Raw genomic sequence first — 2,939 nt, 5'->3', positions numbered from 1 at the left:
GTATCATAATTTTAGCCTTGTTATTGAGCTATTTTCTTGTCGCTATAATAGCTCATTAATTTAATGCAATTGGTATAACAAAATAATTAAACATTAAAGGCCGCTATACCTCGGCCGCATTACTTTTTATAAAGGAACAACGTTATGACTCGCTTTTCTGAACTTATGGCAGGACAAACACTGCTACCTATAATTCAAGCAGATACTCCAGAGCAAGGTGTTCAAATAGCGAAAGCTATGGCCAATGCTGGGCTTACTTTAGTTGAAGTAGTGCTAAGAACAGAGGCATCAATAGAGGCATTAAAAGCTATTAAAGCACAGGTGCCTGAGCTAAAAGTAGGTGCAGGGACAGTCATCAATACTGATATTTTGGAGCAAGCACTTGAAGCGGGTTCTGATTTTATTGTAACCCCAGCGGTGTCTCCTACGTTACTTGAAGCACTTGCTAAATGTAATGTGCCGGTACTTCCTGGTGTATCAAACACCGGTGATATTTTAATGGCGCTTGAGTATGGCTTTGAAGAGCAAAAATTATTCCCAGCATCGCTTGCTGGTGGCGCTCCTTTTGTGTCAGCTGTGTCGTCAGTATTTAGAGCAGTCAGCTTTTGTCCTACAGGTGGCGTTAGCGAAAGTAACAAAATGGACTATCTTTCTTTAAATAATGTATTCGCCGTTGGCGGTACTTGGATAGCGAAAAAAGAATGGGTTGAACAAGAAAATTGGCAAGCAATTACTGATTCTTGTATCCAGGCTTTAAAATAGAAAGGATTTCATAAATGAATTATTTAGCCCCAACAATACTACCAGGCGTAATCGTTGGCGACGAAGTAAGTGCTGTGTACGATCATGCACGTACACATCAATATGCTTTGCCAGCGGTAAATGTTGTTAGTACAACATCTATTAATGCGACGCTAGAAGCTGCTAAAAAGAAAAACTCGCCCGTTATTATTCAGCTTTCTAATGGTGGAGCACAATTTTTTTGTGGTAAAAGCTTATCTTTACCAGAGCAACAATCAGCTGTGCTTGGGGCGGTAAGTGCTGCAAGATATGTACATTCAGTGGCAGCACATTATGAAGTAGCAGTGATGCTTCACACTGATCACGCAGCTAAAAAGCTACTACCTTGGATTGATGGTTTGCTTGATGAAGGTGAAAGACACTTTGAACTGACTGGCAAACCATTGTTTAGCTCACATATGATTGATCTGTCAGAAGAGCCTTTAGAAGAAAATATCGAAATTTGTGAACGTTACTTAACGCGTATGGCAAAAATAGGTATGACGCTTGAAATTGAGCTTGGTTGCACGGGTGGCGAAGAAGACGGTGTTGATAACTCACACCTAGATAGTTCTGCTTTATATACTCAGCCTGAAGATGTTGCATTTGCTTACGAACGCTTAAGTCGTATTAGCCCTAACTTTATAATTGCAGCCTCTTTTGGCAATGTTCATGGTGTATATAAACCGGGTAACGTTGTTCTTACGCCAACTATTTTAAAAGATTCACAAGCTTACGTATCAGAAAAATTTAATCTACCAAGCAACTCAATTAACTTTGTTTTTCATGGTGGTAGTGGTTCTGAGTACAGTAAAATTGCAGAGTCTTTAACGTATGGCGTAGTGAAGATGAATATTGATACCGATACGCAGTGGGCGTGTTGGACAGGTATTTTAGATTACTACAAAGACAAGCAAGCATACCTACAAGGGCAAATTGGTAACCCTGACGGGGATGATAAGCCAAACAAGAAATACTATGACCCTCGTGTATGGTTGCGTCATTCAGAGCAAAGTATGGTTGCAAGGCTAGAGCAATGCTTTGACGATCTAAATTGTGTAAACAGGTATAGCGCATGAAAAGATTAAATACAGTATTGAAAGAAGACGGTGTAGATACCGATCTTATTTTACTTATTCGCACAATTTTAGCGACCAGTAAAGAAATTGCTTTTCGAGTAAGCCAAGGTGAATTAGCCGGTGTTTTAGGGTCAACTTTGAATGAAAACGTTCAAGGTGAAGTTCAAAAAAAGCTTGATGTAATCGCAAACCAACTACTTAAAGACGTCCTACTTGATGATAGCAGTGTACGATCTGTTGCATCAGAGGAAGAAGATCATGCGGTAGGTGGCCACCCTGAAGGTAAGTTTATTGTTGCTTTTGACCCGTTAGATGGCTCTTCTAATATTGATGTTAATGGGCAAATAGGCACTATATTTACTATTTACTTAGCCCGTGATGATGTTCCTTTTGACAGCGACGAGCAATTTAGTCAGCCCGGTGTAAATCAAGTATGTGCAGGCTATGTGTTATATGGCCCTTCATCATTACTTGTAATGAGTACTGGCGGTCCTACGCGTTGTTATACGTTAGACTCAACACATGGCGGTTACTTACTGACAAATAAGCAGTTAAGTGTGCCAGAACAAAGCCGTGAATTTGCCGTTAATATGGCTAACTACCGTTACTGGGACGAACCAACACAAGTGTATTTTGATAAATTGCTATACACCTGTGAAAGCTTTGAAAAAAGCTCAATGCGTTGGAATGCAGCGATGGTAGGCGACGTTCATCGTATTTTATGCCGAGGCGGGTTATTTTTGTATCCACAAGATAAACGCAGTGGTAACGATAACGGAAAAATAAGACTGCTTTATGAAGCAAACCCGTTAGCACTTTTAGTTGAAAACGCAGGTGGTAAAGCAACCTCTAGAGGAACGCGAATTTTAGATATTGCGCCAACTAGCTTGCACCAGCGTGTGCCTGTTGCTTTGGGTTCAAATGAGCCTGTAGAGTTTTATAATAACGCCATGTTATAAAACAGCACTAAAAAAAAGGGGTAAGAAAATTGCCCCTTGTTTTACCCTTAATTTTAATTCTCTTTGTAAATCATCCTCTTTAGACAAACTCACTTCTTTTCTTATTGTCTTCAAATAAGAA

The 2,939-nt window shown here is 39.8% G+C and carries 3 protein-coding genes; all 3 read left to right on the top strand.

Annotated elements, in window-relative coordinates:
• Window positions 1-144: 144 nt before the first annotated feature.
• Genes eda through H5072_RS15815 form a run of 3 tightly spaced genes read left to right on the top strand, consistent with a single transcriptional unit; the run spans window position 145 to window position 2,818 of the window.
• Window positions 145-762 (top strand): bifunctional 4-hydroxy-2-oxoglutarate aldolase/2-dehydro-3-deoxy-phosphogluconate aldolase, encoded by a 618-nt coding sequence (eda, locus tag H5072_RS15825; RefSeq protein WP_058154918.1) that lies wholly within the window; start codon window positions 145-147, stop codon window positions 760-762.
• A gap of 14 nt (window positions 763-776) precedes the next feature.
• On the top strand, window positions 777-1,859 hold the full coding sequence (gene fbaA, locus H5072_RS15820; RefSeq protein WP_182694063.1) for a class II fructose-bisphosphate aldolase: 1,083 nt from the start codon (window positions 777-779) through the stop codon (window positions 1,857-1,859).
• Window positions 1,856-2,818 carry a class 1 fructose-bisphosphatase gene (locus H5072_RS15815; protein WP_182694062.1) on the top strand — a complete coding sequence of 321 codons (963 nt, stop codon included), beginning with the start codon at window positions 1,856-1,858 and terminating at the stop codon, window positions 2,816-2,818. Before fbaA ends, H5072_RS15815 begins: the two co-directional genes overlap by 4 nt.
• Window positions 2,819-2,939 lie beyond the last annotated feature (121 nt).

Source organism: Pseudoalteromonas sp. SR45-5 (assembly GCF_014163565.1).
GTDB lineage: Bacteria > Pseudomonadota > Gammaproteobacteria > Enterobacterales > Alteromonadaceae > Pseudoalteromonas > Pseudoalteromonas distincta.
This window is presented reverse-complemented; position numbering and strand designations above follow the sequence as displayed.